26 protein-coding genes, 1 other RNA gene and 1 riboswitch are annotated in these 26,769 nt (G+C 59.8%); of the genes, 14 read left to right on the top strand and 13 right to left on the bottom strand.

Features of this window, described 5'->3' with window-relative positions:
* Positions 1–213 precede the first annotated feature (213 nt).
* Positions 214–1,674, bottom strand: a complete 1,461-nt coding sequence (gene pdxR, locus ACR0JA_RS14095; RefSeq protein ID WP_480575820.1) for a MocR-like pyridoxine biosynthesis transcription factor PdxR — start codon at positions 1,672–1,674, stop codon at positions 214–216.
* Between the two features lie 135 nt (positions 1,675–1,809).
* On the opposite strand from pdxR, the gene ACR0JA_RS14090 reads away from it, so the two are divergent.
* Positions 1,810–2,118, top strand: coding sequence for an ArsR/SmtB family transcription factor (locus tag ACR0JA_RS14090; RefSeq protein WP_480575817.1), 309 nt, complete (start codon positions 1,810–1,812; stop codon positions 2,116–2,118).
* Complete coding sequence (locus ACR0JA_RS14085; RefSeq protein ID WP_480575814.1) at positions 2,111–3,142, top strand: permease; 1,032 nt, start codon at positions 2,111–2,113, stop codon at positions 3,140–3,142. The genes ACR0JA_RS14090 and ACR0JA_RS14085 overlap by 8 nt, the downstream gene beginning before the upstream one ends.
* A gap of 36 nt (positions 3,143–3,178) precedes the next feature.
* On the opposite strand, the gene ACR0JA_RS14080 is transcribed toward ACR0JA_RS14085, so the two are convergent.
* Positions 3,179–3,568: a hypothetical protein gene (locus tag ACR0JA_RS14080; RefSeq protein WP_480575811.1), complete on the bottom strand. Its 390-nt coding sequence runs from the start codon at positions 3,566–3,568 to the stop codon at positions 3,179–3,181.
* Between the two features lie 53 nt (positions 3,569–3,621).
* Positions 3,622–4,383: a DUF1013 domain-containing protein gene (locus ACR0JA_RS14075; RefSeq protein WP_480575808.1), complete on the bottom strand. Its 762-nt coding sequence runs from the start codon at positions 4,381–4,383 to the stop codon at positions 3,622–3,624.
* Positions 4,384–4,513: 130 nt separating this feature from the next.
* Between ACR0JA_RS14075 and ACR0JA_RS14070 the strand changes: the two genes are divergently transcribed.
* Positions 4,514–5,155 carry a ribonuclease T2 family protein gene (locus ACR0JA_RS14070; RefSeq protein WP_480575805.1) on the top strand — a complete coding sequence of 214 codons (642 nt, stop codon included), beginning with the start codon at positions 4,514–4,516 and terminating at the stop codon, positions 5,153–5,155.
* Here the strand turns inward: ACR0JA_RS14070 and ACR0JA_RS14065 are convergent.
* Positions 5,152–5,640 (bottom strand): hypothetical protein, encoded by a 489-nt coding sequence (locus tag ACR0JA_RS14065; protein ID WP_480575802.1) that lies wholly within the window; start codon positions 5,638–5,640, stop codon positions 5,152–5,154. The genes ACR0JA_RS14070 and ACR0JA_RS14065 overlap by 4 nt on opposite strands.
* Positions 5,641–5,779: 139 nt before the next feature.
* Between ACR0JA_RS14065 and ACR0JA_RS14060 the strand changes: the two genes are divergently transcribed.
* Positions 5,780–6,502 carry a hypothetical protein gene (locus tag ACR0JA_RS14060; protein WP_480575800.1) on the top strand — a complete coding sequence of 241 codons (723 nt, stop codon included), beginning with the start codon at positions 5,780–5,782 and terminating at the stop codon, positions 6,500–6,502.
* Between the two features lie 19 nt (positions 6,503–6,521).
* Here ACR0JA_RS14060 and recR read toward each other — a convergent pair whose 3' ends face one another.
* From recR to ACR0JA_RS14045, 3 genes are all read right to left on the bottom strand, one after another.
* Entirely contained in the window at positions 6,522–7,115 is a 594-nt protein-coding gene (gene recR, locus ACR0JA_RS14055; RefSeq protein ID WP_480575797.1) for a recombination mediator RecR, read from the bottom strand.
* Between the two features lie 61 nt (positions 7,116–7,176).
* On the bottom strand, positions 7,177–7,521 hold the full coding sequence (locus ACR0JA_RS14050) for a YbaB/EbfC family nucleoid-associated protein (protein WP_039529126.1): 345 nt from the start codon (positions 7,519–7,521) through the stop codon (positions 7,177–7,179).
* Between the two features lie 233 nt (positions 7,522–7,754).
* Complete coding sequence (locus ACR0JA_RS14045; protein WP_480575794.1) at positions 7,755–9,512, bottom strand: DNA polymerase III subunit gamma/tau; 1,758 nt, start codon at positions 9,510–9,512, stop codon at positions 7,755–7,757.
* Between the two features lie 169 nt (positions 9,513–9,681).
* On the opposite strand from ACR0JA_RS14045, the gene ACR0JA_RS14040 reads away from it, so the two are divergent.
* The gene (locus ACR0JA_RS14040) at positions 9,682–10,185 is read left to right on the top strand and encodes a protein-tyrosine phosphatase family protein (RefSeq protein ID WP_480575791.1); all 504 of its coding nucleotides are present in this window, start codon (positions 9,682–9,684) and stop codon (positions 10,183–10,185) included.
* A 2-nt stretch (positions 10,186–10,187) separates the two neighbouring features.
* Here the strand turns inward: ACR0JA_RS14040 and ACR0JA_RS14035 are convergent, their stop codons facing one another.
* Positions 10,188–10,595: a hypothetical protein gene (locus tag ACR0JA_RS14035; RefSeq protein WP_480575789.1), complete on the bottom strand. Its 408-nt coding sequence runs from the start codon at positions 10,593–10,595 to the stop codon at positions 10,188–10,190.
* Positions 10,596–10,686: 91 nt separating this feature from the next.
* Positions 10,687–10,908, bottom strand: a riboswitch (cobalamin riboswitch).
* Positions 10,909–11,072: 164 nt separating this feature from the next.
* On the opposite strand from ACR0JA_RS14035, the gene ACR0JA_RS14030 reads away from it, so the two are divergent.
* Entirely contained in the window at positions 11,073–11,933 is an 861-nt protein-coding gene (locus tag ACR0JA_RS14030) for an alpha/beta hydrolase family protein (RefSeq protein WP_480575786.1), read from the top strand.
* A gap of 30 nt (positions 11,934–11,963) precedes the next feature.
* Here the strand turns inward: ACR0JA_RS14030 and rsgA are convergent, their stop codons facing one another.
* The 3 genes from rsgA to ACR0JA_RS14015 form a co-directional block, all read right to left on the bottom strand.
* Positions 11,964–12,992, bottom strand: coding sequence for a ribosome small subunit-dependent GTPase A (gene rsgA, locus ACR0JA_RS14025; RefSeq protein ID WP_480575783.1), 1,029 nt, complete (start codon positions 12,990–12,992; stop codon positions 11,964–11,966).
* A 158-nt stretch (positions 12,993–13,150) separates the two neighbouring features.
* Positions 13,151–13,249: signal recognition particle sRNA small type (gene ffs / locus ACR0JA_RS14020), an RNA gene on the bottom strand.
* Between the two features lie 39 nt (positions 13,250–13,288).
* Positions 13,289–15,175, bottom strand: a complete 1,887-nt coding sequence (locus tag ACR0JA_RS14015; RefSeq protein WP_480575780.1) for a bifunctional 2',3'-cyclic-nucleotide 2'-phosphodiesterase/3'-nucleotidase — start codon at positions 15,173–15,175, stop codon at positions 13,289–13,291.
* 177 nt (positions 15,176–15,352) lie between these two features.
* On the opposite strand from ACR0JA_RS14015, the gene nudC reads away from it, so the two are divergent.
* The 3 genes from nudC to ACR0JA_RS14000 are packed head-to-tail and all read left to right on the top strand — an operon-like array spanning position 15,353 to position 17,416.
* A complete protein-coding gene (nudC, locus tag ACR0JA_RS14010; RefSeq protein WP_480575777.1) occupies positions 15,353–16,336 on the top strand; it encodes an NAD(+) diphosphatase in 984 nt (327 codons plus the stop codon).
* Between the two features lie 42 nt (positions 16,337–16,378).
* Positions 16,379–16,846 (top strand): SRPBCC family protein, encoded by a 468-nt coding sequence (locus ACR0JA_RS14005; protein ID WP_480575774.1) that lies wholly within the window; start codon positions 16,379–16,381, stop codon positions 16,844–16,846.
* Between the two features lie 39 nt (positions 16,847–16,885).
* Positions 16,886–17,416: a chloramphenicol phosphotransferase CPT family protein gene (locus tag ACR0JA_RS14000; RefSeq protein WP_480575771.1), complete on the top strand. Its 531-nt coding sequence runs from the start codon at positions 16,886–16,888 to the stop codon at positions 17,414–17,416.
* 12 nt (positions 17,417–17,428) lie between these two features.
* Here the strand turns inward: ACR0JA_RS14000 and ACR0JA_RS13995 are convergent, their stop codons facing one another.
* Positions 17,429–18,262 (bottom strand): prephenate dehydratase, encoded by an 834-nt coding sequence (locus ACR0JA_RS13995; RefSeq protein WP_480575769.1) that lies wholly within the window; start codon positions 18,260–18,262, stop codon positions 17,429–17,431.
* Positions 18,263–18,382: 120 nt separating this feature from the next.
* On the opposite strand from ACR0JA_RS13995, the gene ACR0JA_RS13990 reads away from it, so the two are divergent.
* From ACR0JA_RS13990 to ACR0JA_RS13970, 5 genes are all read left to right on the top strand, one after another.
* Positions 18,383–18,892 (top strand): c-type cytochrome, encoded by a 510-nt coding sequence (locus ACR0JA_RS13990; RefSeq protein WP_480575766.1) that lies wholly within the window; start codon positions 18,383–18,385, stop codon positions 18,890–18,892.
* Positions 18,893–19,068: 176 nt separating this feature from the next.
* Positions 19,069–21,009, top strand: a complete 1,941-nt coding sequence (locus ACR0JA_RS13985) for an extracellular solute-binding protein (protein ID WP_480575763.1) — start codon at positions 19,069–19,071, stop codon at positions 21,007–21,009.
* Positions 21,010–21,015: 6 nt separating this feature from the next.
* Positions 21,016–22,101 (top strand): microcin C ABC transporter permease YejB, encoded by a 1,086-nt coding sequence (locus ACR0JA_RS13980; RefSeq protein ID WP_480575760.1) that lies wholly within the window; start codon positions 21,016–21,018, stop codon positions 22,099–22,101.
* Entirely contained in the window at positions 22,102–23,208 is a 1,107-nt protein-coding gene (locus ACR0JA_RS13975) for an ABC transporter permease (protein WP_480575757.1), read from the top strand.
* Positions 23,205–24,782, top strand: a complete 1,578-nt coding sequence (locus ACR0JA_RS13970) for an ABC transporter ATP-binding protein (RefSeq protein WP_480575754.1) — start codon at positions 23,205–23,207, stop codon at positions 24,780–24,782. The genes ACR0JA_RS13975 and ACR0JA_RS13970 overlap by 4 nt, the downstream gene beginning before the upstream one ends.
* Before the next feature lie 20 nt (positions 24,783–24,802).
* On the opposite strand, the gene ACR0JA_RS13965 is transcribed toward ACR0JA_RS13970, so the two are convergent.
* Entirely contained in the window at positions 24,803–26,731 is a 1,929-nt protein-coding gene (locus tag ACR0JA_RS13965; protein WP_480575752.1) for an elongation factor G, read from the bottom strand.
* Positions 26,732–26,769 lie beyond the last annotated feature (38 nt).

The following is a 26,769-nucleotide window of genomic DNA, read 5'->3' as shown; positions in this document are numbered from 1 at the left end:
TCATCGCCGAACCAATGATACCAAACGCATGCTCAATACCATGCATCTGCAATACCTTAACAAAGGCCTCTTCCGTCGTCATTCTCATCTGGGTGTTCTCCGCGCAAGTTAGGACTGGCTGGGCATGCTGCCGCACCGTTGCAACTGGTTTTGGCGCATGGGGCACTGTGGCGTTAGGGCCAGAACGCGTAGCGAAATAAGTCCAGTGCCGAGTCAGTAGCTGCGGATTGCATCCGCGATCAGTTGCACACCCGTCGGGATTTGTTCCGAAGCGATCGACGAGTACCCAAGGCGGTAGAAATTCTGCGGCTGATCCGGTTCGGAAAAGAACGACGCGCCGGGTTCGATATGAACGCTCTGCCCTTGCAGCGTTTTGGCAAGTCTTGCGGTGTTGACGTGATCCGGTGCTGACATCCAGAGTGAGGACCCGCCCATGATACCGCGCCCGGCAACGGTCAGACCGTAGTGTTCGATCGCTGTATCCAGAGCCTTGCGCCGCTCACCCAGTGCTTTGGACATGCGCCGGATCTGCGCATCATAATGCCCCAGTGACAGGAAATAGGCTGCAGTGCGTTGCATGTGGCCCGGCGGGTGGCGCAGCACCAGCGAGCGCAATGCCCGCGCCTCGCGGATAAACGGCTCGGAGCCGACCATGTAGCCAAGACGCAGGCCAGGGAACAGGGATTTCGAAAAACTGCCCACGTAGATCACGCGCCCGTCTTCGTCCATGGACTTCAAAGCAGGTGAGGGTGCGCCCAGAAAAGCCATTTCAAACTCATAGTCGTCCTCGACCACCATCGCATCCAATGCACGCGCACGATCAAGCAAGTGGCGGCGACGTTCGACCGGCATGGTCGCCGTGGTCGGGCTTTGGTGACTTGGGGTGGTGAAGATGACGTCGGTGTCGTCGGGCAACAGCTCGGGCGGCAGGCCGTCGCGATCAACGCCCAGCGGTGTCACGTTGCAATCCCAGTAATTCAACAGGGTTCGCAACGAGTAATAGCAGGGGTCTTCAATCACCGCGGTGCGGTTGTGGGTCAGCAGAATACGCGAGGCCAGCCACAACGCGTTCTGCGCGCCCATGGTGATCAAAATCTCTTCGGGACGGGCCGCGATCCCACGGCGCGGCAGGGTGTGACGGGCGATAAACTCGATCAGCAATGGATCATCCTGATCCACGTAATCCGACGTCAGAGAATCGAAATCCTTGTGCCCCAGCGCCCGCACCGCGCAAAGCCGCCAATTGGCGTGGTCAAACAGCGTGCGATCGGCCTGCCCGTAGATGAAGGGATAGCGATAGCTTTGCCAGTCGGCGGGCTTGTGCAGAAAATCCCCGCCCGAAAAGCGGCGGGCCAGGGCGGCATCCCAATTCACGTTCTCGGTACCACGCTGCAGAGGAGTGTATTTTGGCGGCACCGGCGCATTTGGCGACACGTAATAGCCCGAACGGTCCTTTGCGGTCAGGTAGTCGTTCGCCAGCAACTCGGTATAGGCCAGCGTCACGGTGATCCGGCTGACACCCAGATGAGCGGCAAGATTGCGCGACGACGGCAGCTTTTCCCCCACATGAAAGCGGCCGGACAGAATGCCTTCGGCGATCATCTGTTGAATCCGGGCCTGCAAGGTGCCCTGGCCGCCGGGGTCGAGAAAGAACGTGTCGACTGAAATGCTCATGATCAGGTTATAGGCTGGACTTACTCCGGCTGCAATCTGGACATAATTCGCGTCGGAATGACCGCATCTTTGGGTATTGACGGCAGTCCATCAAAAAACTAAATAACTAGAAAGTTAGTTTAATGGAGAAATCAAATGTGGGAAACGGCTGCCGCGGGGTTTTCCGCCATGGGGTCCGAAGCCCGGCTGAAAGTCCTGAAAACTCTGGTCCGCGCTGGTGAGGGCGGGCTAACCGTGGGGGAAATCCAGACCCGTACGGGAATCGCGCCGTCAACATTGGCGCATCATTTGCGGTTTCTGGCCGCAGGCGGTGTTGTTGTGCAGGAAAAAGACGGTCGCACGACCATCAACCGCGCCAATTTCGACGAATTGAGAAACCTGGCGCAGTTCATTCTCAGTGAATGCTGCGCCGACGAGATCGGAAGGGCGGCCAACGATGGCTGAGTTGACACAAAACCCGAAAATGGCGTCGAAAGCACTTGTCGAAGCGATCAAGACGCCATGGGCCCTGATCTTCGCCATATTGGTGGCAGTGGCCGTTCTGGACCCCGGAAACTGGGTCGCGGTTGTTACCTTTGCCGGTAAGGCGTTGGCCAATACCGGGCAATATATCCTGTTTGCGGTGCTGTTATTGTCCTACCTGAAGGCAACCGGGGCCGAGGTCATGGTTGCCCGCGCCTTTGAAGGGCGCGAGACGCGGATGATCTTTCTGGCTGCGCTGTTCGGTGGCCTGGCGCCGTTCTGTTCCTGCGAAGTCATCCCCTTCATTGCGGGCCTGCTGGCCTTGGGGGCTCCTCTGTCGGCAGTGATGGCCTTTTGGCTCAGTTCGCCGCTGATCGACCCACCGACCTTGCTGATCACGGCTGGTGCGCTGGGATGGCCCTTTGCTATCGGCAAGGCTGTGGCGGCTGTGGCACTTGGACTGTTCGGAGGGTTCACTGTACGCTTTCTGATGCGGGGTGGTGCCTTCGCCCAGCCATTGCGTGAATACAAGCCTGCCGGATGTTGCGGTTGCGGTCCCAAGCTGGACGAAAAACCGGTCTGGAAGTTCTGGCAAGAGCCCGAGCGCCGTGTGCGGTTCCGGTCCGAGTTCGTGCACAACGGCTTGTTCCTGCTGAAATGGCTCGCGCTCGCCTATGTGCTCGAGGCGCTGCTGGTCAACTACGTCCCCGCTGATCTGATCGCGCGGGTCGTCGGTGGCGAAGGGATCGTACCCATCGTTGTGGCCGCGCTGGTTGGCATGCCCGCCTACCTGAACTCTTACGTTGCACCGCCCTTGCTGGCAGGTCTGATGGAGCAGGGCATGACCGCAGGGGCCGCGATGGCCTTCATGGTTGCCGGTGCCGTCAGCTCAATCCCCGCGATGGCCGCAGTTTGGTCGCTGGTCAAACCCCGGGTCTTTGCCACCTATCTGGGGTTGGGGGTCGGCGGTGCCATCGTGGCGGGCATCCTGTTTCAGATGCTTTGAATCAAAAGCGCCCGGAGGTTTCTCCGGGCGCTTTATTCATCCAGCCTCGCAGTAACGAGGCAGTTTGAACCGATACCGTGCTTCGCCACTGTTGACATAGACCCGTTTTTCCACGCAGGCGCTGGTGCCAACGGTCTGCGATACGGGGCCTTCGGTCGATGTGATTGAGGTCGCCGATCCGTCCGGCAAGCGGACCGAGGCGATTACTCCATTCTTGAGGTCACCATTGATCGGCGTCGCCGACAGCACCGCAACGGTCATGAAGGCGTCATGCTCGTGCTCGCCATCGTCCCCCAGCAGAAACAGGCTGGCGACGATGACAACCATCACAAGCGCGCCCGCAATCGCCAGACCTTTGGTTCTCAGAAACACATAGATCGAAACAGCGCGGTGCGGTCCGAAAATTGCGGATAATAATTTCAGCATGGGTCTTTCCCAAACAAATAACCCCGGCAGAGCCCGCCGGGGTCAGATCAGGATCAGGGGCGCAGATCGTCTTCTTCTTCGTCCTCACCGCCACCTTTGGGCAGGTTGAAGAAGCTGTCGGCGTCCACGATTGGTTCGTCGTCTTCCTTGTCCTCTCCGTCATCGGACAGCGAGAATGTCTCGAGCCCTTCGATGGCGGTCGGGATTTTGGGCGCGCTGTCCATTTCCAGCGACTGTTCGGTCGAGACCAGCTTGCGACGTTCGTCATCGCTCATCACGCCACCTTCGGCCGCTTTCTTGGCAGCGGCCTTCTGCACGATGGCATCCAGTTCCGACTGTTTGCAGAGGCCCAGAGCAACCGGATCAATCGGCTGCATGTTGGAAATGTTCCAATGCGTGCGCTCGCGGATCGACTGGATGGTCGGCTTGGTTGTGCCGACCAGCTTGGCGATCTGACCGTCGCTGAGTTCGGGGTGGAACTTGACCAGCCACAGGATCGAATTCGGACGGTCCTGACGCTTGGACAGCGGCGTGTACCGCGGGCCACGGCGCTTTTCCTCGCCGCTTGCGGCAGGGTTGAACTTGAGCTTCAGCTTGTGCAGCGGATTGTTCTGGGCCGCGTCGATCTCTTCCTGCGTCAGCTGGTTGTTGGCGATCGGGTCGAACCCTTTGACGCCTGCAGCAACGTCGCCATCAGCAATACCCTGCACCTCAAGCTCGTGCATGCCTACGAAATCCGCGATCTGCTTGAAGCTGATCGTGGTATTGTCCACCAGCCATACGGCTGTTGCCTTGGCCATAAGTGGTTTTGCCATCAGCCCGTCTCCTTTGAATACATCTGTCCCGTCGCCGGAATTCGGCGGCCCCGTGGTCTTGGGGCAGGTTTCCGTTGTCGGGGAACTTGGGGCCTATATAGTCGCGTCAGATAAAGAAGGGAAGAGGCGAATGCGCCAAGGTCTGTTAGGGCTGATCGTATGGGTTCTGAGCGCCGTGGCTGCGCCGGCCGATGGCGAAAAGGCGGGCGAGTTTGACTATTACGTCCTGTCGCTCAGCTGGTCCCCCAACTGGTGCGCCCGCGAGGGCGATGCGCGCGGATCAGACCAATGCGATGCGCGCCATGATCACGGCTGGATCTTGCACGGGCTCTGGCCGCAATACCATCGGGGCTGGCCCGCCTATTGCCGGACTTCGGAAAGGCCACCCTCGCGCCGAATGACGCGGGAAATGGAAGACATTCAGGGCAGTTCTGGGCTGGCGTGGCATCAGTGGAAAAAACACGGCACATGCTCAGGCCTTTCTGCGCCTGATTATTTCACCCTTTCGCGGCGGGCTTATGATCTGGTCGAGCGTCCGCCGGTCTTCCGCAAGCTGGATACATCGGTCAAACTGCCCGCGTCGGTCGTCGAAGAGGCGTTCCTGAAATCTAACCCCACGCTCGACCGCGACATGATCACGATCACCTGCAAACAGGGTTACATCGAAGAGGTCCGCCTGTGTCTGTCCCGCGATCTTGAACCGGTTCCCTGTGGCCGCGACGTGATCAAGGACTGCATGGCTACGGACGCTTTGTTCGATCCGATTCGTTAAAGCTTCTTGTTCTGGCAATCCCGCGCATAGTCCAGCGCCTTGGCCGTACCTTTCAGATCAATCGCCATGACGGTTTGACCTTCGGGGTTGTAGACGGTCATGGTCTTGTTCTGCGCAATCGCGTTGACGAAGTTGCGGTCGGTAAAGAATACCGTTGCCCCCGGAACGCGGTCCTGCTTGAACCCGATGGCGGTGGCGTCAAAGCTTTTGCCGTCAAGCTCGAACCGGATCGGGTAGCTCTGCCCCGGCTCAATATTGCCCCAGGCCTTGTTGTAAACGGTGAAATACCCACGATTGTCCAGCGCGTCGTAACCCAGCCGCACAACCGAGAGATCCTGATACACGGTCTGGATCAGGCACCCGTTCCCGAGTGCAGGGTCCATCATGATGTTCCAGCCCTCGACAAAACCCTTGTCGACCAGTTCTTGCGAGTGCGCGGCGGTTGCAGTGAAGGCGGCGAAGGTGAGGGCGAGAAGGCGGGTCATGATCTCTCGTCAAAAAAGGTTTGGTTTTTCAAAACTTTAAATGACGAACAAAGAAGATCAAAGAGGTTATTGCGGTCGATAAGCGATGTTTCCCTTTGACTTTGATGCGTCGGGTGTGCGTTGGTGGAATAGAGCTTAAATGAATATTTTCAGAGGCTTAAACCACTTGATTCTGAGTTCTGCTGTCTTTCGAATCCTTATTTTCAATACTATTGGTACGCTTTACTTTTCTGTCGTAACAATCGTTCAGGCAAAAAATGTGCCCCCCGAAGAACCCAGGGATTTCCGATTTGATCCCTACGCCTATTGCGCGACCCACGGATGCCGAAAAGGCCCATCAATCTTCGATCCGCCAATTCAGAATCAAGAGTGGCAACCCTTTGAAAGCACAGATCCAGTAGTTTGGGGCGCGGACGCGTGCCTCCGGTATTTCCTGACCAAAGATGAGAGCGTGTGGAATGGCGGCACGACAGAAGACAAAGTCGGCGACAAACATGGGATCTATGTAGTCTTAGGCGACTTATTGGCGCGGATTCACATCTTTGATTGGCCACCCATAGATGCCGCCAAACCCTATGCGAATTTTGGGGTTTTTCGGTGCGAAAATACGCGATGGCCTGAACACAAGCTGGACGCTGAGCGCAGCACAGAACTAAAAAAGTGGGCAGAGTTCAGACTGTCCAGTGCGAATGGTTGGGGCGGAAGTATCGAAAGCTTCGCCGGGTACTTGAAAGGATCATTTAGGAATGATGCCCTCGGTCTAACGGTTCATTTCGAGAACTACAGTGGCGCGCGCGTCCGGTTTGAAGCGGACTATTGGGGGCCACCGGTGCTGATTGACGAAACCGATGGGCTTTATTGACGTGCTAAAGCCCGCATACTCAAAGTTCCTTGCGCGCCCTGAGCGCTGCCGTAATAGTCCCGTCATCCAGATAATCCAACTCTCCCCCGATCGGCACGCCTTGCGCCAATGAGGTCAGACGGACCTGACCCTCCAGCTGATCGGCTATGTAATGCGCGGTGGTCTGGCCATCGACGGTGGCGTTGAGCGCGAGGATGATCTCGGTGATCCCTTCGGCCACAACCCGATCTTTCAATCGGGGAATGCGCAGGTCGTCCGGGCCTATGCCGTCCAGCGCCGAAAGCGTGCCGCCCAACACGTGATAGCGGCCTTTGAACACGCCTGCGCGCTCCATGGCCCAGAGGTCGGCGACGTCTTCGACCACGCACAGCTCGCCTGTCGCGCGGTCCTCGCTTTCGCAGATGTCGCAGATGTCGGTGGTACCCACATTGCCGCAGTTCAGGCACTCACGGGCGGTGACGGCGACCTGCTGCATGGCGTCCGACAGCGGCGTCAGCAGCAGGGCGCGTTTGCGGATCAGGTGCAGGACCGCGCGGCGGGCCGAGCGGGGGCCGAGGCCCGGCAGCTTGGCCATCAGGTCGATCAGGTTGTCGATGTCGCTGTTCGAGCTCACGGCCTGTCCTGTCTGGCGCCGGAGGGAGCCTCCGGCGGGAGTATTTTCAAAAAGATGAAGATCAGAACGGCAGCTTGATGTCTGCTGGCAGGCCCATGCTTTCGGTCAGCTTGGCCATCTCGGCCTGAGAGCGTTCGGCGGCTTTGGTCTGCGCGTCCTTGATCGCGGCGAGGATCAGATCTTCGACCACTTCTTTGTCGTCGCCATTGAAGATCGACGGATCGATGTCGAGACCTTTCAATTCGCCTTTGGCGGTGGCCGTCGCCTTGACCAGCCCGGCGCCGGATTCGCCGACGACCATGATGGTGTTCAGCTCTTCCTGCATGTCGGTCATCTTGGTCTGCAAATCCTGGGCGGATTTCATCATCTTGGCCATGTCGCCCAGACCGCCGAGTCCTTTGAGCATCGGTATTCTCCTGTAAATCTGTTTGCAGCCTAAATACGGATGGCATTCGTCGGGCACAAGGGGAGAGGCTGCTCCCGCCTGTCGCCAAGGTCTTTGGTGGGTCTTTCCTCTCGTTGGACCCGGCCCGCGCAGGCTGTGTCTGCGCGGGCCGGGCCCAAAGCTGCTCAGGGGTATCGGCGCAAGCCGATGGCCCGTGGCAGGTGCGGGAGGGCTTCAGGTGTCAGAGCGGAGACTTAATCCTCCTCGAACGGGTCCCATTCGTCTTCGACTTCGGGCAGAGCTTCGGTTTCGACCTGTGCCGCGCGTTGTTCGGGGGTTTCGATCTTGGTGATCCGCGCCTTTGGAAACTGGGCCAAAACGGCCTGTACCAAAGGGTGTTCTTCGGCTTCAGTGCGCAGGGCAAGCTCGGCCGCGTCGCGGAGTTCCGCGATGGTCGGGTCCTGGCCTTCCGAGACAATCGACACGGCCCAGCGGTTCCCGGTCCAGCGTTGCAGGGCCGATCCGAGACGGGGGGCCAGGTCGGTCGGTGCTTGCTCGGCCGGGGTGAACTCGATCCGGCCGGGTTGGTACGAGACCAGACGGACGCCGTTCTCGACCTCGACCAGCAGTTTGACGTCCCGGTTCGACCGGATCAGTTCGACCACGTGCTCGAAGGTCGGATAGCGCGCCAGAGCGGTCTGTACGTCCTGCGCCAAAGCGGCTGAAGGCGCGCCTGCGGCTCCGCGTGGTGCGGCTGTCAGAGTCGGTTGGGCGGTTGCCTGTGGCGCAATATTACCCTGCGAGGCGGCCGGTAGACCGCGACCCGGCCCACCATTTGGCGGTGGCGGGGTATCCTGCAATCTTTTTACCAGTTCTTCGGGGCTGGGCAGGTCCGCCACATGGGTCAGGCGGATCACGGCCATCTCGGCTGCCATCATGGCGTTGGGCGCGGCGGAAACCTCTTCCAGAGCTTTGAGCAGCATTTGCCACATGCGGGTCAGCACCCGCATTGGCAGGGCCTCGGCCATCTGTTGCCCACGCGCACGCTCGTCGGGCGACACCGTTGGATCCTCGGCGGCATCCGGGGTGATCTTGACGACCGAGACCCAGTGGGTGATTTCGGCCAGATCGCGTAGAACCGCCAGCGGATCGGCGCCTTCGGCATATTGCGCGCTCAGTTCGGTCAGCGCGCCCGCCGCATCGCCGCGCAGGATCATGTCCATCAGGTCCAGCACCCGACCCCTGTCGGCCAGCCCCAACATGGCGCGGACCTGATTGGCACTGGTTTCGCCAGCGCCATGCGATATCGCCTGATCCAGCAGCGAGGTCGCGTCGCGGGCCGAGCCCTCGGCGGCGCGGGTTATCAGCGCAAGCGCGTCTTCGGCGATCTGGGCACCTTCTGCCGAGGCGATCTTGCTGAGCAGGCCGATCATGTCCTCGGGCTCGATCCGGCGCAGGTCGAACCGCTGGCAGCGCGAAAGGACCGTGACCGGTACCTTGCGAATTTCAGTCGTGGCAAAGATGAACTTCACATGCGCAGGGGGTTCTTCCAGCGTCTTGAGCAGCGCGTTGAAGGCGCTGGTCGAGAGCATGTGAACCTCATCGATGATGTAGATCTTGTAGCGCGCGCTGGCAGCGCGGTAGCGGACGCTGTCGATGATTTCGCGAATGTCGTTCACTCCGGTGCGGCTGGCGGCGTCCATCTCGATCACGTCGACATGACGGCCTTCCATGATCGCAGTGCAATGTTCGCACTGGCCACAGGGCTCGGTCGTTGGGCCGCCATTGCCGTCCGGTCCGATGCAGTTCATGCCCTTGGCGATGATCCGCGCAGTTGTGGTCTTACCGGTTCCCCGGATGCCGGTCATGATGAAGGCCTGCGCGATCCGGTCCGCCTCGAACGCGTTCTTCAGGGTGCGCACCATGGCGTTCTGACCCACCAGATCGGCAAAGGTTTCCGGGCGATATTTGCGGGCGAGAACCTGATAGGCGGGGCTGGGTGTGTCGGTCATGTCTGCTCGGTTGGATTCGTTCAAACCGCAGCGTAGAGGCCCCCGCCGCCCGCGTCCACAGCGGGTCGCCAGGATTTTTGTTTTGGAAACGCGACCGGCGCAGGTAAAATCTCCGATTCATAGGCCAGGGGTAAGACTTTCTGATCTACGTTTCGGGGGGAACGCAAAGATGTCTCAGATGGTGATCCATGCATTGCAGGTGGGCGGCGGCTCGCTTGCGCTAAGTTCAATGCCAGGGCGGGGAGGGGACTATCTCGGCGATCTGGAGATGGTCGCCGGATGGCAGCCGGGTCTGGTGATTTCCATGACCACCGAGGTCGAGATGATCAAGGATGGCGCGCGCGACTTTGGGCGCGACGTGCAAAGCCGCGCCAGCCGCTGGGCGCATCTGCCGATCGAGGATTTTGGCGCGCCATCGGCGGAAATCCGCGAACGCTGGAAACGGGTCAGCGCCTCGGCCCGTCAGGCATTGGCAGGCGGGGGTCGTGTACTCGTTCATTGCCGCGGTGGCTGCGGGCGGTCAGGCATGATCGTGCTGCGCCTAATGGTGGAATGCGGCGAGAACCCGGATACCGCCCTGACGCGCCTGCGCGCCTTGCGGCCCTGCGCGGTCGAGACGGATGACCAGTTGCATTGGGCCATCGCGCCAGCTGTTGCGCTTGCTGCCTCATAACCTCAGATTCTGACCTGCGATTCTGTCGTTGCCTGAGCCTTTGGTGCGGTTGCCAGAGCCTGTAGCATCGCGCAAGGCGGATTTGGAATCGCGCCCGACGGCAATGTCGTGAATTCGGTGCCAAACATCAGGTCAGCATAGTCATCCAAACGGTCGATATCGGCTGCTTCGCCGGTTCCGCAAAAGATGCGGACTTCGTCTGCTTGCGCACGAAACCGTGCTGTGCACCCGTCGGGGCAATGGCCCAGTTCGATGCTGCCGTCTATTTCCAGATCTCGCGCAGTTGCCTGCCCCGCGGTCGAGATCGACTGCACCAGCGCACGTGCCACACGCGCCAGCGCCGGGCAGGTCTTGCCGGTGCGTTGACAGACGGTTGCCGTAAATTGGTGCGTTTCGGTCTTCCAGATCATGATGTGCCCTCCGCACATGTGGGCTGAGGGGTATCGATCAGGAGAAACCGCAACCGGCGGTCTGACCCTGCCCGGACACCCCGCCCGAGTTTCGGTTTCAGTTTTGATGGCAGGTCTCCTGACTTGCGGGTCGTCGCTTTGCCGCCCTTCCCAGCCTTGCGGCCAGTGGTATCTCGGCATTGCTTTCCGCTTACAGTTGCGGGGGCAGTCGCGGATTTGGCGTGTTCCGGACAATCCGGAGTGGGCCGCACCGTGTTCCCTTTTCATCCCGGCCTCGGTTGAGGACGCGGAAACCATCGCCCAATCGCTAGCGGGCCAGCCCGGTGCGAGTCAAGCGGATTGAAAGATGCCCGAGGAAAATTGCGCAGGCGGACGTTTGGTCAACTTGGCAAAGTGTTGACTCGGCGTATCAGACCATGTGGACTGCAAAGTGAACTACTTAGTTCAGAAACAATGCAAGGAGCTTCGGAGGCGGCGATGCTGGACACCCGGACTGCAGTTCTGACGGAAGATTTTCATTTCGCATCCGGCCCGGCGAAACTGTCGGCGCGGTTGTACAGCCCTGCGTCAGAACCCGAGACGGTCGTTGTCCTGAACAGCGCCACGGGGGTACCCAGAGACTATTATCGCCATTTCGCGCGCTGGCTGGCGGCAGAACAGGGCATGGCGTGCCTGACCTATGACTATCGCGATTTCGGGCTCTCGTCGCAGGGGGCGCTGGCGGATTCGAAGACGACAATGGCCGACTGGGCCCTGGTTGACATGCCTGCCGCGCGCGCCGAGATGCGGCGGCGCTTTCCCGACGCGCAACACTGGACAATCGGGCATTCGGTGGGGGCCATGCTGGGGCCGGTTCAACCGGACGCGGACCGGATCGATCGCATGATTTGTGTCTGTTCCGGGCTGGTGACCCTGTCGGATCACCCTTGGCCTTATCGCTCGCTGGCGTGGTTGTTCTGGCACGCCCACGCGCCATTGGCGACTCGCGGGCTGGGCTATTTGCCGGGCAAGCTGACCGGGTTCGGAACGGACTTACCGGCTCCGGTCTATTGGCAATGGCGGAGCTGGTGTACCGCGCCAAAGAACTATGTACCGGAGATCGGGCATAGGCTGCCCGTAGCCAACTGGCCCGATGCCGGTCGGCAGGTTGACCTGTTCACTTTCGACGATGACCAGATGGTGCCGCCTCAGGCGGTCTGGCGGCTTGCGGACCTCTACGGTCCCGAGGCGCGTCGGCATCTGTTGTCGGCAAAGGATTTTGGCCTGTCCGAGATCGGTCATATCGGGGTTTTTACGCGCAAGAACGCAGCGCTCTGGCCAAATTTGATTGCCAGATAAGTAGGGGCACCTTGATGGTGCCCCCGGGTGTCAGACACCCTTGCGGGACTTCTTGTCCTGCATAACCGATCGCACCATCTTGCCAAACGCCTTGTCGCGGGCGCGGGATTGGGCAAGGGTTTCTGAGTTGCGCTGATCCTCGCGTCGCAGTTTGCGCCACCGGTCCAACCGGTCTTCGTCGAGCGCGCTTGCAGCGATCGCCTCCTGCACAGCGCAACCGGGTTCCGAGACGTGCTGGCAGTCCGAGAACCGGCAATTCTGCGCCAGTTCCGTGATATCCGAAAACACCTCGTCAACGCCGTCTTGCGCATCCAGCAAACGCAGCGCGCGCATACCTGGGGTGTCGATCAGCCAGCCGCCGTTGCGCAGCCTTCGCAGGGCCCGCGCGGTTGTGGTGTGCCGCCCGCGTGCGTCATCCTCGCGGATGGAAGCGGTGGCGTCGCTGTGTCCGGTCATGCCATTTGCCAGTGTCGTTTTGCCGACGCCGGATGACCCGACCAGCGCCCCAGTCTGCCCGGCAGGACACCAGGACAGCACTTGCGCGATGTCCATGGGGTCCCGCGCGTCGACTGTCAGAACCGTCAGGAACGGCCCCAGAGTTTCGGCGCGCCGGGCATAGTCTGCGGGCTCGTCGCAGGTGTCTGCCTTGGTCAGAACGATCACCGGGTAACATCCGGCCTGGTGGGCCAGTGCCAGATAGCGCTCTAGTCTGGGCAGGTTGAAATCGGCGTTGCAAGAGCTGACAATATACAGCACGTCGACATTGGCAGCGATCAGCTGCGCCTCGACCCCGGTTCCGGCGGCGCGGCGCTGCAGGCTGCTGCGGCGGTCCAGCAGGTGCTGAACGCGTTGCTGGTCGTCGACCAGAACCCAGTCACCGACGGCAAAGTCACCTGTTGACCGATTGGGTGTCAGCAGAGGCGCTTCGCCCTCCGGCGACACGCCTGTCAGACGGTCCCGGTGAACGCCGGTGATGCGATAGGGTGCGCAAGTGGGATCGACCGCGTGTTGCGCGGCAAAGTGAGAGGACCATCCAAGATCCGAAAGTGAAAAATCCATTGATCTGCCTGTTCTCAGGTACAGCAATCCTGACGAATGGCGCATGCACATCCGTCGGAAACGTGTTCAGGCCGCGATCGGTGATCGAAAAGTCAGAACCGAGCGGCCCGAAGGGTCTTTGCTACAATCATAAAAGCCCTCCTGTGGCTGAAAGGTTCAAGTGAGAGGTTGGACATCGACCCAAGCGGGGCTCGTTGTGGCTGCTTCCTTCCGGACCTGACCAGGTTGGCGAGGCGCTCGCCCGCGCCAACCTCTCGACTGCCGATATAGGTGCCTGGCGGTAAAATGGCAACCCGTCACAGCGTCAGTTGAATGCGCAAAAATCCGTCCGAATCCAGGCCCAGATCGCTTGTGGCGAATTCCGCCAGCTCGGCGCTGTGCGCGCGCGCGTTCGGGCCGGTCCTCAGAATCGTCTTCGCGCCACCCAGTGACGAAAATGTAAACGGCCGTGGTGCGGATTCGAGCGGGTCAGGCCGCGCCGAGTTCTTTATGTAGTCGATCAGTGCGTTCTGAACGGGCAGCGAAGGGATCGGGATAACTTGTGCCCGACCAGCAATCGGAAAGTTGCCGCCGCCATTGGCGCGGTAGTTGTTTGTTGCCACGACAAACTTCTGATCCGGGTCGATGGGCAAGCCATTTATCGATGCCATGCGGATACGGCGATGCGCCGGGTCGTTCAATTGGCCTTCGGCATCGAACCGGGCGGGGTGTGACAGATCGATCTCGCAGGCCAACCCATAGAGTAAATCCAGATTGTGACCCGCGCGGTCCGGATCGTGCAACTCTTGTGGCGCGTCGGGGAAGAGCTGGTTGAAGACGCCCGCAGACATTTCAAGCCAGTCGAGAACCTGCGCGCCACTGACACAGAGGCCACGCAGTTCATTCGGAAAGACCTGAAGGTCAGCCACATGGCGGATCGAGATTTCGCCGGCAGGAACGTCGGTGTAGTGAGCTGGCCCGGCCCGCCCACCGAACTTTGCGGGGGCGACGGCGGATAGCACTGGCAAGTCCGCGAGCTGACTGTCCCGCAGGTAAGGGCGCAGCGCGGCCGCCTGCGCCGCCGCCAAAAGATGCAAACCCCGATCCAGCGCACAAAAGGAAAAATAACTGTGCAGCGACCGATCCACCCGGCCCACCGGGCGGGCCACGCGTTGGCGGGTCTCTGCGTGCGCTTTGGCCAGCAGGGCCATGATCTCGGGGTCTTCTTTCACGCCTGACGCGGGCCCGTCAGCGGGGGAGTGAATCGGGCGCAGCTCTGCCTTGCGGTCGACAATGCGCCAGATGTTCTTTCGGGTCAGCGTCAGATCAATCACACCCAGATGTGATCCGGCAAACCCTGGCATGACCACGGGTTTGCCGTGCACCAGACCGTTTCGCGCGTCGACATGGCGCCGCCCATTATGAGCGGAGCCCGGCAATGTCAGATGCGTGTGCCCGGCAATAATCGCATCTATTTCGTCCATAGAGGCCAGGGGGATGGCGGCGTTTTCCAGACCGGGTTTCGCCTCTGCCGGACCAAGCCCCGAATGAGCCAGAGCGATCACGAGATCGCAGCCCTGTTGTCGCAGTTCGATGGCAGTGTCCCGCGCCGAGGTTAGAATATCCGTGGCCGTGACCTGCCCGTTCAGCTTGTGCGCCTCCCATTGCGTGGTCTGGGGTGGCAGGACGGACAGGATGCCGATGTTCAGAGGTTCGGGTTTGCCGTTCAAGGTCACGCAGCGCGGCAGGACCGCCGCGCTTTGCCAGATCGGTGTGGCGTCGTCGAGCCGCATGTTGCTGCAGATCAACGGGCAGTCAAACTGATCAGCGACCCGTTTCAGGAAATCCAGCCCGAAGCCAAAGTCGTGGTTCCCCAAACCGACCGCATCATAGCCCAACGCAGCAAAGGCCAGCGGTAATGGGTGCGGTGCGGCGCTTTGGTCGGCTGCAAAGTCGCCGAACGGTGTCCCTTGCAGGCAATCACCGTTGTCTAACAACAGGGTCAGGGCACCCATCTGTGCAGCCTCGCGTTGGGCCTTGCGGATCAGGGTCGCGGTTCTGGCAAATCCGATCCGAACGTCGGGGCGATCGGAGTAATAGTCGTGGCCGACCAGGTTCATATGCAGGTCCGAAGTGGCCAAAATCCGAACCCGCGCCAACGGGTGGTCAGCTTCGCTCTGCGACGATCTTTCTGTCTTGTCCAAAATTTCTGCTTCTGACTGTCTTGGTAATATTGTGTTCACTAAAAAACGAGTTAATGCAATTTCAGGGGCGGCCCTGCGGTCTTTCGGCGGCATATCAATATTGCCTGATGAAACGGCGTTGCGCCAGAGGCCAAGACGTGGCAGCCCTTGACCCCGGTATCGAGGGAACGCAGTGAGATGAAACGCGCGGAACAGGTGACATTCGGCGGCTCGGGTCTGGACCGTGCGGCCCATATTCGCGGCGACGCAGCTAAACTGGCCGAAGCAAGCGAAAGCGCGGCGGCTCGCTGCTTGTTGCTGTGGCGGGGCAAGGTGTTGGTGTGTGGCCCGGCGCTGGACCGTCTTGCTTTTGTCCCGATGACGCATGAGGTGATCCGAGCCGCGACCGGTGGCGCAATTGAGGCGCCGGTTTTTCTTGGGTGCGACAGCGACGACGCTCCGATCTTTGCGATGGATATTTCGGGCTGGCAGGCCGAGGGGCTCGATCTGTCGGATGTCGGCGCTTTTGTTGACAAGACCGAACAGCAGCATCCCGACCTGCCCGAAGGCGATGTCTTTGCCGAGTTGCGTCGGATCATGACCCGGCTGACGCCGCGCGACGCCGAACTGGCGGCAACTGCAAAAGCGGTCATCGGGTGGCATGACACGCATCGGTTCTGCGCCAAGTGCGGCGCTGCCAGCGAAATATCGCAGGGTGGGTGGCAACGCGGTTGCCCGGCTTGCGGCGCGCAGCACTTTCCGCGCACCGACCCGGTGGTGATCATGCTGATCACCCATGGAAACGCGGTGCTTATGGGGCGTTCGCCCGGCTGGCCCGAAGGGATGTATTCATTGCTGGCGGGGTTCGTCGAACCGGGTGAGACCTTGGAGGCCGCCGTGCGCAGGGAAGTGATGGAAGAAGCCGGCGTGCCGGTCGGTGAGGTGCAGTATCTGGCCAGTCAGCCCTGGCCATTTCCGGCTTCGTTGATGATGGGGTGCGCAGGTCAGGCGCTGTCTCGCGAAATCCGCATAGATCCGGTGGAAATCGAAGACGCAATGTGGGTCACCAAATCCGAAATGATGCAGGTGTTTGCGGGTGAACATGACAGTCTGTTGCCCGCGCGAAAGGGCGCGATTGCCCATTTCCTGTTGCAACACTGGCTTGCGGACAGTCTGGACTGACGCAAAACTGGACTGGAAATAGGGCAAAGAAGACAGACAGAAATGCAATTTTCAGCGCAGGAAGACATCGAAGCCCCGATCGACGTCGTATTCGCGATGGTCTCGGATTTTGACCGGTTCGAGCGCATGGCCGTCCGGCGGGGTGCCGATGTGCGGCGCATGGAGGGGTCGGGCAACGCCGATGTGGGCATGATCTGGGAAACCCGCTTCAATATCCGGGGCAAACCACGCGAGGTCACAATTGAGATGACCGACCGCGAAGATCCGGGCCTGATGCAGTTTCAGGCAACCAGCAAGGGGATGGTCGGTGTCACCAAGGTCGAGCTGCTGGCCTTGTCGAAACGCCAAACGCGGCTGAATCTAACCATGTCGCTTGCCGCCAAGACGTTGCCCGCGCGGTTGCTGCTGCAATCAATTAAGCTGGGGCAGTCGCGCCTGCGACGGCAGTTCCAGTCCCGGCTGAGCGATTTCGCTGGCGAAATGGAAGACAGGTATCGGCACGGCATGTAAGGCACCCGGTTTGGCGCAATTGGATCCAGAGGTTTCCCAATGGCTCAGGTGATATTCTTGCACGGCGCATCAAGCAGCGGCAAAACCACGCTGGCCCGGGCGCTTCAAAGCAGGATCGAAGTGCCGTTCTGGCATGTTTCCATTGATCACTTGCGCGATTCAGGCGTTCTTCCGATGGATCGGTTTCGCAGCGGCGCATTCGATTGCCGTCAGTCGCGTGACCGCGTCTTTGACGGGTTTCATCAATCCCTGGCGGCCTATGCAGACGCCGGGAACAATCTGATTGTCGAGCATATTCTGGACACCCCAGGATGGGCCGACGTGCTACGCGCGCTCTTTCGAGAACATGACGTCCTTTTTGTGGCCGTTCATTGCGCTTTGCCTGAACTGGCCAAACGAGAAGCACAAAGGGCAGACCGCCGCATCGGTAGCGCGATACAGGATCAGCGCAGTATTCACGCGGGGCAAGTCTATGATCTGGAAATCGATTCCGAAAATGGCGTTGATGCGAATGTCGACCTCATCCTGCTCGCTTGGCGCAGCGGCCTGCGCCAATCAGAGTTCAATTGACGGCGCGCGTCGTCAACCGCGCGGACGCACCGCCGGGAAGACCCCCAGAATCTCGACATTGGTCGTAAAGTGCTCAAGCTCTTCCATGGCAAGCTGAACGTTTCGGTCGTCGGGGTGGCCAACGATATCGGCATAGAATTGCGTGGCTGTGAACGAGCCATCGATCATATAGCTTTCCAGCTTGGTCATGTTGACGCCATTTGTCGCAAACCCGCCCATCGCCTTGTACAGCGCAGCGGGGATGTTGCGGACCTGAAAGACAAAACTTGTGATCATGCCATGATCGCCACGGCGGTTCAGATCGGCCTGGCGTGACATCACCAAAAAGCGGGTGGTGTTGTCGCCCTGATCCTCGATATGGCGGGCCAAAACGTTCAGACCATAGATTTCGCCCGCAAGCTCACTGGCCAGCGCGGCCGAGTGTTTGTCTCCGGCCTCGGCCACTTCGCGTGCAGCGCGGGCATTGTCGGGGCTGACGCGGCCACGAATGCCGTGTTCCTTGAGGAAGCCCGCACATTGAGGCAGCAGAACCAGATGTGAATGCGCCTCTTGAATATCTTCCAGCGTGGCCCCCGGAACCGCCAGCAGGTTGATATGGACCCGTACAAATGCTTCTTCGATGATATGCAGCCCACTATGGGGCAGCAGGCGGTGAATATCTGCAACCCGGCCATAGGTCGAGTTTTCGACCGGCAACATGGCCAGATCCGCCTCGCCAGAGCGCACCGATTCGATCACGTCTTCGAACGTGCGGCAGGGCAGGGCGTCCATTTCGGGCCGCGCATTGCGGCAGGCCTCGTGGCTATAGGCGCCAGGTTCCCCTTGAAAAGCGATGCGTTTGGTCATTTGGTCGATTCCGTGCAACAAGTTCCGACATTGGGCGTTTCGTCGCGGTGTCTATACCTTGCCTCTTGCGAGGGGAAGCCTTAGACACCCCGCAGACAGCTGAAATGGATCGCGATCAAAATGTTCGACACGATGACAGTTACCAAGGCCGCCGCTGGCCTGTTTGGAACCTTTCTTGTGCTTCTTCTGGCCAAATGGGGTGGCGACATCCTGTATCACGTCGGCGGCCACAGCGCCGAGGCGGCCTATATCATCGAAACCGAAAGCGCAGGTGAAAGCGCTGACGGCGAAGAGGTCGTATTCGAAGACATGCTGGCTGCAGCCGACCCGGAAAAAGGTGCAAAAGTGTTCCGCAAGTGCACCGCGTGCCACAAGCTGGAAGACGGAGCAAACGGCACAGGCCCGTACCTGTATGCGATTGTGGATCGCCCGGTCGCTTCGGCCAACGGCTTCACCGGTTATTCGGCCGCGATGCAGGCCCATGGCGGCAATTGGACGCCCGAAGCGCTGGATGCGTTCCTTGAGCGCCCGAGCTCCTATATCTCGGGCACATCGATGAGCTTTGCGGGTCTGAAAAAACCGCAGGACCGCGCCGATCTGATTGCCTATCTTCAGACAATCGGCAACTGATCACCCGGTCAGACCGTAGATTTTCAAGGCCGCAGTATCCCGCTGCGGCCTTAATTTTTTGTCTGAGGAAATCTTCACATTGTGCTCACGCATTCTAAACTTGCAACTGACAGTGCTGGACCTTTAGCTAGGTTAAGGCGCATTAAGACGTTCAGAACGGTGTAGGAGAGGCGAGCATGACCCAGAATCGCACAAAGCGGACGCAAACCGCCATCAAGCGGCGGACAGCTTTGCAATTGTTGGGAGGAGGTGCCGTTGCCGCGGCATTGCCAGGCGTTCCGCGCGCCTTTGCCTCGGGCGATGACGCAACGATCATCAAGGCGCATGGATATTCGTTCTTTGGCGATCTGAAATACCCGCCGGATTTCACGCATTTCGACTATGTGAACCCCGATGCGCCGATTGGGGGTCATATCTCGGTCTCGACCCGGGGAACCTTCGACGGGATGAACCGGTTCAACTGGCAGGGTAAGGCGGGGCGCTATTCGGGCCTGATCGCCGAAAGCATGTTCGGCGACAGCCCCTTTGGATCCGCCACGCCAGCTGACTCGATCACCGAGGCTTATGGATTGCTTGCAGAAGCGGTCGAATATCCCAGTACCAAGGAATGGTGCATTTTCTACATGCGGCCCGAGGCGCGTTTTGCGGATGGCACGTCGTTGACCGCTCATGACGCGGCCTTCACTCATGATCTGTTCCTCGACCAGGGCATCCGCAGTTACGCGCGCGCGGTCAAGCAGCGTATCGAAGGCTATGAGATCATCGATGACCATACCATCAAGTACAATTTCGTAGACGGAATTTCGCGTCGCTCGCTGATCTCGCAAGTGGGCGGGACACCAGTCTTTTCAAAGGCCTGGTACGAGGAAACCGGCGAGCGCCTGGATAAACAGAGCCTCAAGACGCCCATGGGCAGCGGACCTTATGTGGTCGATGATTTCGAGCTGAATCGCTATATCGTCTATCGCCGTAATCCCGATTATTGGGGCTGGCACCTGCCGATCAACGTCGGCCGCCACAATTTTGAAACGGTCCGGGTTGAGTATTTTGCGGATGACGCGGCCGAGTTCGAAGCCTTCAAGGCGGGGGTCTACACGTTCCGCGCCGAAGGCAGCACCAAGAAATGGGCGACCGGGTACGATTTCCCATCTGTTCAGAACGGATACGTGAAACGCGAAAGCATACCGGTGATGACACCGCCGTCTCCGTCGGGATTCATCTTCAACATGCAGCGTGCGCCTTTTGACGATATCAAGGTGCGTGAGGCGCTGGGGTTGGCTTACAACTTCGAATGGACCTCGGAATCGCTGCAATATGGCCTGACCGAACAGCGGCACTCTTTTGCAGAAAACTCCGAAGTTGCCGCAAACGGTGTGCCCGAAGGGTTGGAGAAGACGTTTTTGGAATCACTGGGCGATCTCGTGCCGCCCGAAGTTTTCACTCAGGAAGCTGTGCGCGCGCACAGCTCGAACGCCAGCCGGACCGTGGACCGCGGCAACAAGAGAACCGCGCTGAAACTGTTCTCGGAGGCGGGTTGGACCGTTGCCAGTGATGGCAAGCTCAAGGATGCCGACGGCAACCCGATGACCATCACCATCATGCTGAGCGCCGCGTCTTCGGATACTGCCGAGGCGATCGTGACCACTTACGCCGCCAATCTCGAGAACTTTGGCATCAACGTTACCGTTGAAAAGATCGACAGCGCCCAGTGGATCCAACGCTACTACGACAAAGATTTTGATATGATCTTTTTCCGCAACCAGAGTTTCCTTGAGGCCGGAACGGGCCTCAAGCAATCCTATGGCGCGGAAACGGCGGTCGTGTCGTCCTATAACCCGCAGTCGCTGCAAAGCCCGCTGGTGGATGCCATCATCGACGCCGCGCTCGAGACCAAATCGCGCGAGGAAGAGGTCGCAGCCCTTCAAGCCCTGGATCGCGTCCTGCGGCATCTGCGCATTCAAGTTCCGACAGGCTATGTCGCCGAAACCTGGGTGGCCTATTACGACATGTACGAACATCCCGAGGTTTTGCCCCCGCTGGCTGTCGGACAGTTCGATTTCTGGTGGTTCAATGAAGAAAAATACCAGAAGCTGAAATCCGCAGGCGCGGTGAGGTAAAGACCGTTGGGAGCATACATTCTCCGCCGGCTTTTGCTGGTAATTCCGACGCTGCTTGGCATCATGATCGTGAACTTTACGCTGGTACAGTTTGTGCCCGGCGGTCCGATCGAGCAGATATTGGCCCAGATGCAGGGCGAAGGCGATGTCTTTGCCGGTTTTGCCGGTGGCGACAATGTTCAAACGGAAGAGACATTCGGCTCTGACAGCGAATACATCGGCGCGCGCGGGCTTCCAAAGGAATTCATTGAGGAACTGGAGAAAGAGTTCGGTTTCGACAAGCCTCCGGTCGAGCGATTCCTGTCCATGATGGGCAACTATCTGACGCTGGATTTCGGCGAGAGCTATTTTCGGTCCATCAGTGTAATCGATCTGGTGCTGGAAAAGATGCCAGTGTCGATCTCACTGGGTCTGTGGTCGACCCTGATCGCCTATCTGGTGTCGATCCCGCTGGGCATTCGCAAAGCGGTCAAGGATGGCTCGACCTTTGATACCTGGACCAGCGGAACCATCATTGTGGCCTACGCCATCCCGGGTTTTCTGTTCGCAATCCTGTTGCTGGTGCTGTTTGCCGGTGGGTCCTACTGGCAGATTTTCCCGCTGCGAGGCCTGACTTCGGACAATTGGGAAAGCCTCAGCCTGTTGGGCAAGATCGCCGACTATTTCTGGCACATCGCCCTGCCGATCATTGCGCTGACAATTTCGGCCTTTGCGACACTGACGTTGCTGACCAAGAACTCGTTTCTGGATGAGATCAAAAAGCAATACGTCATGACCGCCCGGGCCAAGGGCCTGAGCGAAGGCAAGGTGCTTTATGGTCACGTCTTCCGCAACGCGATGCTGATCGTGATCGCGGGCTTTCCGGCAGTGTTCATCGGTGTGTTCTTTGGCGGTTCGATCATTATCGAGACGATCTTCTCGCTGGACGGTCTGGGCCGCCTGGGGTTTGAGGCGGCAGTGGCGCGCGATTATCCGGTGATCTTCGGCACGCTGTTCATCTTTGGCCTGATGGGACTGGTCGTCGGTATCATCAGCGACCTGATGTATGTGCTGGTCGACCCGCGTATCGATTTCGAAAAGCGGGAGGGGTAGATGGCGCTTTCCCCTCTCAACCAGCGCCGCTGGCGCAATTTCCGCCGCAATGGACGCGCCTTCTGGTCGCTGATCATCTTTTCGATCCTGTTCGGAGTGTCTCTGTTCGCCGAGTTCGTTGCCAATGACAAGCCGATCCTCGTGAAATACCGGGGTGAGTTTTACATGCCGGTGTTCAACTTCTACGCCGAAACCCAGTTCGGTGGCGATTTCCAGACCGAAGCGATCTATCGCGACCCCGAGGTCCGTTGCCTGATAGACAGTGGTGGTCTTGAACAGTGTTTCGACGACCCCGAGGGTATCATTGACGAGATCGAGGCGGGCACATTTCAGGCCGAAGGGTTCGAGCAGGGTTGGTCGATCTGGCCGTTGATTCCGTATTCGTACAACACCAGCGTCGATCGGCCCGGAGCTGCCCCGTTGCCGCCCAACGGACAGAATCTGCTGGGCACCGATGACACCAAACGCGATGTGCTTGCGCGGGTGATCTATGGTTTCCGGCTGTCGATCCTGTTCACTCTGGTCGTGACAGGTGCCGCCAGCCTGATCGGTATCTTTGCCGGGGCTATTCAAGGCTTCTTTGGCGGCTGGCTGGATCTGATTTTTCAGCGCGTGATCGAGATTTGGTCAGCGACGCCCTCGCTCTATGTCATCATCATCATGTTTGCCATACTGGGGCGAAGTTTCTGGCTGCTGGTCGCGCTGATGATCCTGTTCGGCTGGACCGGGCTGGTGGGCGTGGTGCGGGCTGAATTCCTGCGGGCGCGCAACCTTGAATATGTCCGCGCTGCACGGGCGCTGGGCGTCGGCAACATGACGATCATGTTCCGCCACATGCTGCCCAACGCGATGGTTGCGACGCTGACCTTCATGCCGTTCATCGTCACGGGCACGATCGGCGGGCTGGCATCGCTGGACTTCCTTGGCTTTGGCCTGCCGTCCTCGGCCCCGTCGCTGGGGGAGCTGACCTTGCAGGCCAAACAGAACCTGCAAGCGCCGTGGCTGGCCTTCACCGCCTTTTTCACCTTTGCCATCATGCTGTCGCTGCTGGTCTTCATTTTCGAAGGCGTCCGCGATGCGTTTGATCCAAGAAAGACCTTCTCATGAGCCTGCTGGATGTGAAAAACCTTCGGGTCTCGTTCCGGCAGGACGGGCAGGTTTCGGCAGCGGTCAGGGGCGTGTCGTTCACGGTGGATCGCGGTGAAACCGTCGCTCTTGTCGGTGAATCCGGTTCCGGCAAATCGGTGACCGCGCTGAGCACTGTGTCGCTGCTGGGCGAAAGCGCGATTGTCGAGGGATCGGCCACCTATGACGGGGCTGAGATGATCGGTGCGTCAGAGGACAAGTTGATGGATGTGCGCGGCAATGACATCAGCTTTATCTTTCAGGAGCCGATGACATCGCTGAACCCGCTGCACACGATCCAGAAACAGATGGCGGAATCACTGGCACTGCATCAGGGTCTGAGCGGCGCAGCGGCCCGGGACCGAATTGTTGAACTGCTGACCAAGGTGGGCATCCGCGACCCCGAAGAACGGCTGGACAGCTATCCACACCAATTGTCCGGTGGGCAGAGGCAGCGGGTCATGATCGCGATGGCGCTGGCCAACAAGCCCGACATTTTGATAGCGGACGAGCCGACCACAGCGCTGGACGTGACCATTCAGGCGCAGATTCTCGAACTGCTGGCCGAGTTGCAGAAATCCGAAAATATGGGGATGCTTTTCATCACCCATGATCTTGGCATCGTGCGTCGCATTGCCGACCGGGTTTGCGTGATGAAGGACGGAGAGATTGTCGAAACCGGCGTAACCGCCGAGATTTTCGACAACCCACAGCATCCCTACACGCGCAAGCTGCTGGCGGCGGAACCGTCCGGCGAGCCCGACCCTGTGGCCGAAAACGCCGAAGAGGTTGCGCGCACAGATCACCTGAAGGTCTGGTTTCCGATCCAGCGGGGGTTCCTGAAACGCACCGTTGGCTACGTAAAAGCGGTCAATGACGCGACGCTGAGCGTGCGTGCCGGCGAAACGCTGGGAATTGTTGGCGAAAGCGGATCGGGCAAGACCACGCTGGCGCTGGCCATCATGCGGCTGATTGCGTCTGAGGGCGGGATCACCTTCCGCGATCAGGATGTGCGCCGCTGGTCCACGCGGGAACTTAGACGTCTGCGCAAGGACATGCAGATCGTGTTTCAGGACCCGTTCGGCAGTCTCAGCCCGCGTATGACCTGCATGCAGATCATTGCCGAAGGTCTGGCGATCCACAAAGTCGACCCTCACCGTGCGCCGCGTGAACTTGTGGCCGAAGTGATGACCGAGGTGGGCTTGGACCCCGAGGCGATGGACCGTTACCCGCATGAATTTTCGGGCGGTCAGCGCCAGCGTATTGCCATTGCGCGCGCCATGGTGTTACGGCCCAAGCTGTTGGTTCTGGACGAGCCCACCAGCGCGCTGGACATGACGGTTCAAGTTCAAATCGTAGATCTGCTGCGCGATCTTCAACGCAAATACGGGTTGGCCTATCTGTTCATTAGCCATGACCTGAAAGTTGTCCGCGCCATGTCACACAACGTGATCGTCATGCGCAACGGTGACGTGGTTGAGATGGGGACGGCCGAGGCGTTGTTCGAGAACGCCCAGACCGACTACACCCGCGAGCTCATTGCGGCGGCGGGCTGAGATCAGCCCTCGCCACCACGTCAGGCGTTCGCGCTTTCCTTGGCCGCCGTTTTTGGCACCGGACCACGCAGTTCTTCATAGTGATCGAAGCTCAACTTGACCCAACCGGTGCCACGCGTGGCGCTGGCGAGGCTGCGGTGCAATTCGTCTTCGGCCACGGCGGGAAGCTGGGCGTTGAAAATCTCCCAACCCGAGGCATTGGGATTGCCTTCAAAGCCCAGAACCTGACCTTGCAGCGAGCTGATCGTGGGCACCAGATCGCCGACGAAATCCGAGGGCAGGTGTATCTCTGCGCTCAGGATCGGCTGTAGAACCACGGGTTTCGCTTGCGGCAGCGCCTCGCGCACCGCGTTTTTTCCAGCGGTGCGGAAGGCAAAGTCCGAGCTGTCCACGTTGTGATGTTTGCCGTCGCTCAGCGTGACTTTGACATCGACCACCGGGAACCCTTCGGGACCCTGCGCCAGCGCATCCTTGGCACCATGCTCGACCGAGGGGATGTAGTTCTTGGGAACGGCGCCCCCTTTCACGATCTCTTCGAATTTGAACCCCGACCCGCGAGGCATCGGTGCGACCGAGATCACCACGTCGGCAAACTGTCCCGCCCCGCCGGATTGCTTGCGATGGCGATGGCGATGTTCGACGGGCGCGCGAATGGTCTCGCGATAGGCGGTCTCGACCGGTTCGGCGACGATCTCGATGCCAAAATCCTCGGCCAGTTTTGCCGAGATCCGACGCATGTGCTGTGGACCTTGCGATCCCAGAACCGCGTGGCCGCTAAGCTCGTCCTGTGACAGCTGCAGGCCCGGATCAATCTCGTTCATTCGGCCAAGTGCATTCGACAGACGCACATCGTCGCGCTCATGCGCGGGTGACACGATCTGGCGATGCGCGACGGGGTGCGACGATGCCCATTCTGGCAGCGGCGAACCGTTGCTGCTGTCATAGAGATTGCCGGGGTTGAGGTGATCCGATTTCACCGCAAGCCCGATCTGCCCGGCTTCCAGCGCGCTGATCTGGGTTTTCGCGTCCAGTCCGGTCAGGTTGCCGACGGTTTCACCGCCCAGTGGTTCATGCGCTTTGACGCCGTCCCCCAGTCCGCGCAGCACGATGATCTTGCCGATATGTTTCTTCACATCCGCAAAACCAGCGATGGCACGCGCGCTGCCTTCAGCCTCATCCCGCCCGGCGGCAATATCGAACTCGGGCGCTTCGTGGCGCAGGGCTTTCATCAGTCGTGTGAGCCCATGACCGTGGCTGGCCGCGCCCAGGCAGGCTGGAATCAGCTGGTGGTTCTGCAGAACCTGTGCGGCCAGATCGTAGACCTCGGCGCTGGGGGGCTGCTTGTCTTCGATCAGTTGCTCCAGCAGGTGATCGTCAAAATCCGACAATGTCTCGAGCAGTTCGGTGCGCGCCTCCTGCTCCCGGTCCTCAACAGATTTTGGCAGCTCGATCAGGGCCGAGGGCTGGCCCTCCTGATACTTCCACGCCCGTTCCGAGATCAGATCGACCGCCCCGATGATCGTATCACCCTCGCGGATTGGAACCTGACGCAGGGCGATGTGATGGGTGCAATAGGTCTGCAATGCTGCGATGATGTCGCGAATGCGCCCGCCGGGGTTGTCCATCCGGTTGATGAACAGGAAGCACGGGATGCCGGCCTCCTCGACCAGACGCAGGTAGGGCGCACACAGGACGGCAGCGTCCGGGTCGGGCGGAACCACCACGACCGCCGCGTCCGAGATCGCCATGGCGGGGCCGACATAGGCCAGGGAATCGCCACCTCCGTCCACGTCTATCGCGCACCAGGACTCGTCCAAATAAGAAAAACCGTGCAAATGCACGGTTCCGGAAACATCGAATGTGGTCGGTCGCCCGTCGAGGCGGCTGATGGCCTCGACCAAAGTTGATTTGCCCGATTGGGTGGGGCCGAGGACGGTGAAAACGCGCATAGGTGCTGTCCCTCTTTCAGGTTGCAATTGGCTGCGCG

The sequence above is a fragment of the Ruegeria sp. AM4 genome (assembly GCF_056540665.1).
Note: the sequence above shows the minus strand (reverse complement) of the source record. Positions and strands in the feature narration are given on the sequence as shown.

Bases quoted from the DNA above. Each gene is read 5' to 3' on its own strand.
- pdxR (WP_480575820.1), bottom strand. From the start codon at position 1,674: ATGAGCATTTCAGTCGACACGTTCTTTCTCGACCCCGGCGGCCAGGGC.
- ACR0JA_RS14090 (WP_480575817.1), top strand. From the start codon at position 1,810: ATGTGGGAAACGGCTGCCGCGGGGTTTTCCGCCATGGGGTCCGAAGCC.
- ACR0JA_RS14085 (WP_480575814.1), top strand. From the start codon at position 2,111: ATGGCTGAGTTGACACAAAACCCGAAAATGGCGTCGAAAGCACTTGTC.
- ACR0JA_RS14080 (WP_480575811.1), bottom strand. From the start codon at position 3,568: ATGCTGAAATTATTATCCGCAATTTTCGGACCGCACCGCGCTGTTTCG.
- ACR0JA_RS14075 (WP_480575808.1), bottom strand. From the start codon at position 4,383: ATGGCAAAACCACTTATGGCCAAGGCAACAGCCGTATGGCTGGTGGAC.
- ACR0JA_RS14070 (WP_480575805.1), top strand. From the start codon at position 4,514: ATGCGCCAAGGTCTGTTAGGGCTGATCGTATGGGTTCTGAGCGCCGTG.
- ACR0JA_RS14065 (WP_480575802.1), bottom strand. From the start codon at position 5,640: ATGACCCGCCTTCTCGCCCTCACCTTCGCCGCCTTCACTGCAACCGCC.
- ACR0JA_RS14060 (WP_480575800.1), top strand. From the start codon at position 5,780: ATGAATATTTTCAGAGGCTTAAACCACTTGATTCTGAGTTCTGCTGTC.
- ACR0JA_RS14050 (WP_039529126.1), bottom strand. From the start codon at position 7,521: ATGCTCAAAGGACTCGGCGGTCTGGGCGACATGGCCAAGATGATGAAA.
- ACR0JA_RS14045 (WP_480575794.1), bottom strand. From the start codon at position 9,512: ATGACCGACACACCCAGCCCCGCCTATCAGGTTCTCGCCCGCAAATAT.
- ACR0JA_RS14040 (WP_480575791.1), top strand. From the start codon at position 9,682: ATGTCTCAGATGGTGATCCATGCATTGCAGGTGGGCGGCGGCTCGCTT.
- ACR0JA_RS14035 (WP_480575789.1), bottom strand. From the start codon at position 10,595: ATGATCTGGAAGACCGAAACGCACCAATTTACGGCAACCGTCTGTCAA.
- ACR0JA_RS14030 (WP_480575786.1), top strand. From the start codon at position 11,073: ATGCTGGACACCCGGACTGCAGTTCTGACGGAAGATTTTCATTTCGCA.
- rsgA (WP_480575783.1), bottom strand. From the start codon at position 12,992: ATGGATTTTTCACTTTCGGATCTTGGATGGTCCTCTCACTTTGCCGCG.
- nudC (WP_480575777.1), top strand. From the start codon at position 15,353: ATGAAACGCGCGGAACAGGTGACATTCGGCGGCTCGGGTCTGGACCGT.
- ACR0JA_RS14005 (WP_480575774.1), top strand. From the start codon at position 16,379: ATGCAATTTTCAGCGCAGGAAGACATCGAAGCCCCGATCGACGTCGTA.
- ACR0JA_RS14000 (WP_480575771.1), top strand. From the start codon at position 16,886: ATGGCTCAGGTGATATTCTTGCACGGCGCATCAAGCAGCGGCAAAACC.
- ACR0JA_RS13995 (WP_480575769.1), bottom strand. From the start codon at position 18,262: ATGACCAAACGCATCGCTTTTCAAGGGGAACCTGGCGCCTATAGCCAC.
- ACR0JA_RS13990 (WP_480575766.1), top strand. From the start codon at position 18,383: ATGTTCGACACGATGACAGTTACCAAGGCCGCCGCTGGCCTGTTTGGA.
- ACR0JA_RS13985 (WP_480575763.1), top strand. From the start codon at position 19,069: ATGACCCAGAATCGCACAAAGCGGACGCAAACCGCCATCAAGCGGCGG.
- ACR0JA_RS13975 (WP_480575757.1), top strand. From the start codon at position 22,102: ATGGCGCTTTCCCCTCTCAACCAGCGCCGCTGGCGCAATTTCCGCCGC.
- ACR0JA_RS13970 (WP_480575754.1), top strand. From the start codon at position 23,205: ATGAGCCTGCTGGATGTGAAAAACCTTCGGGTCTCGTTCCGGCAGGAC.
- ACR0JA_RS13965 (WP_480575752.1), bottom strand. From the start codon at position 26,731: ATGCGCGTTTTCACCGTCCTCGGCCCCACCCAATCGGGCAAATCAACT.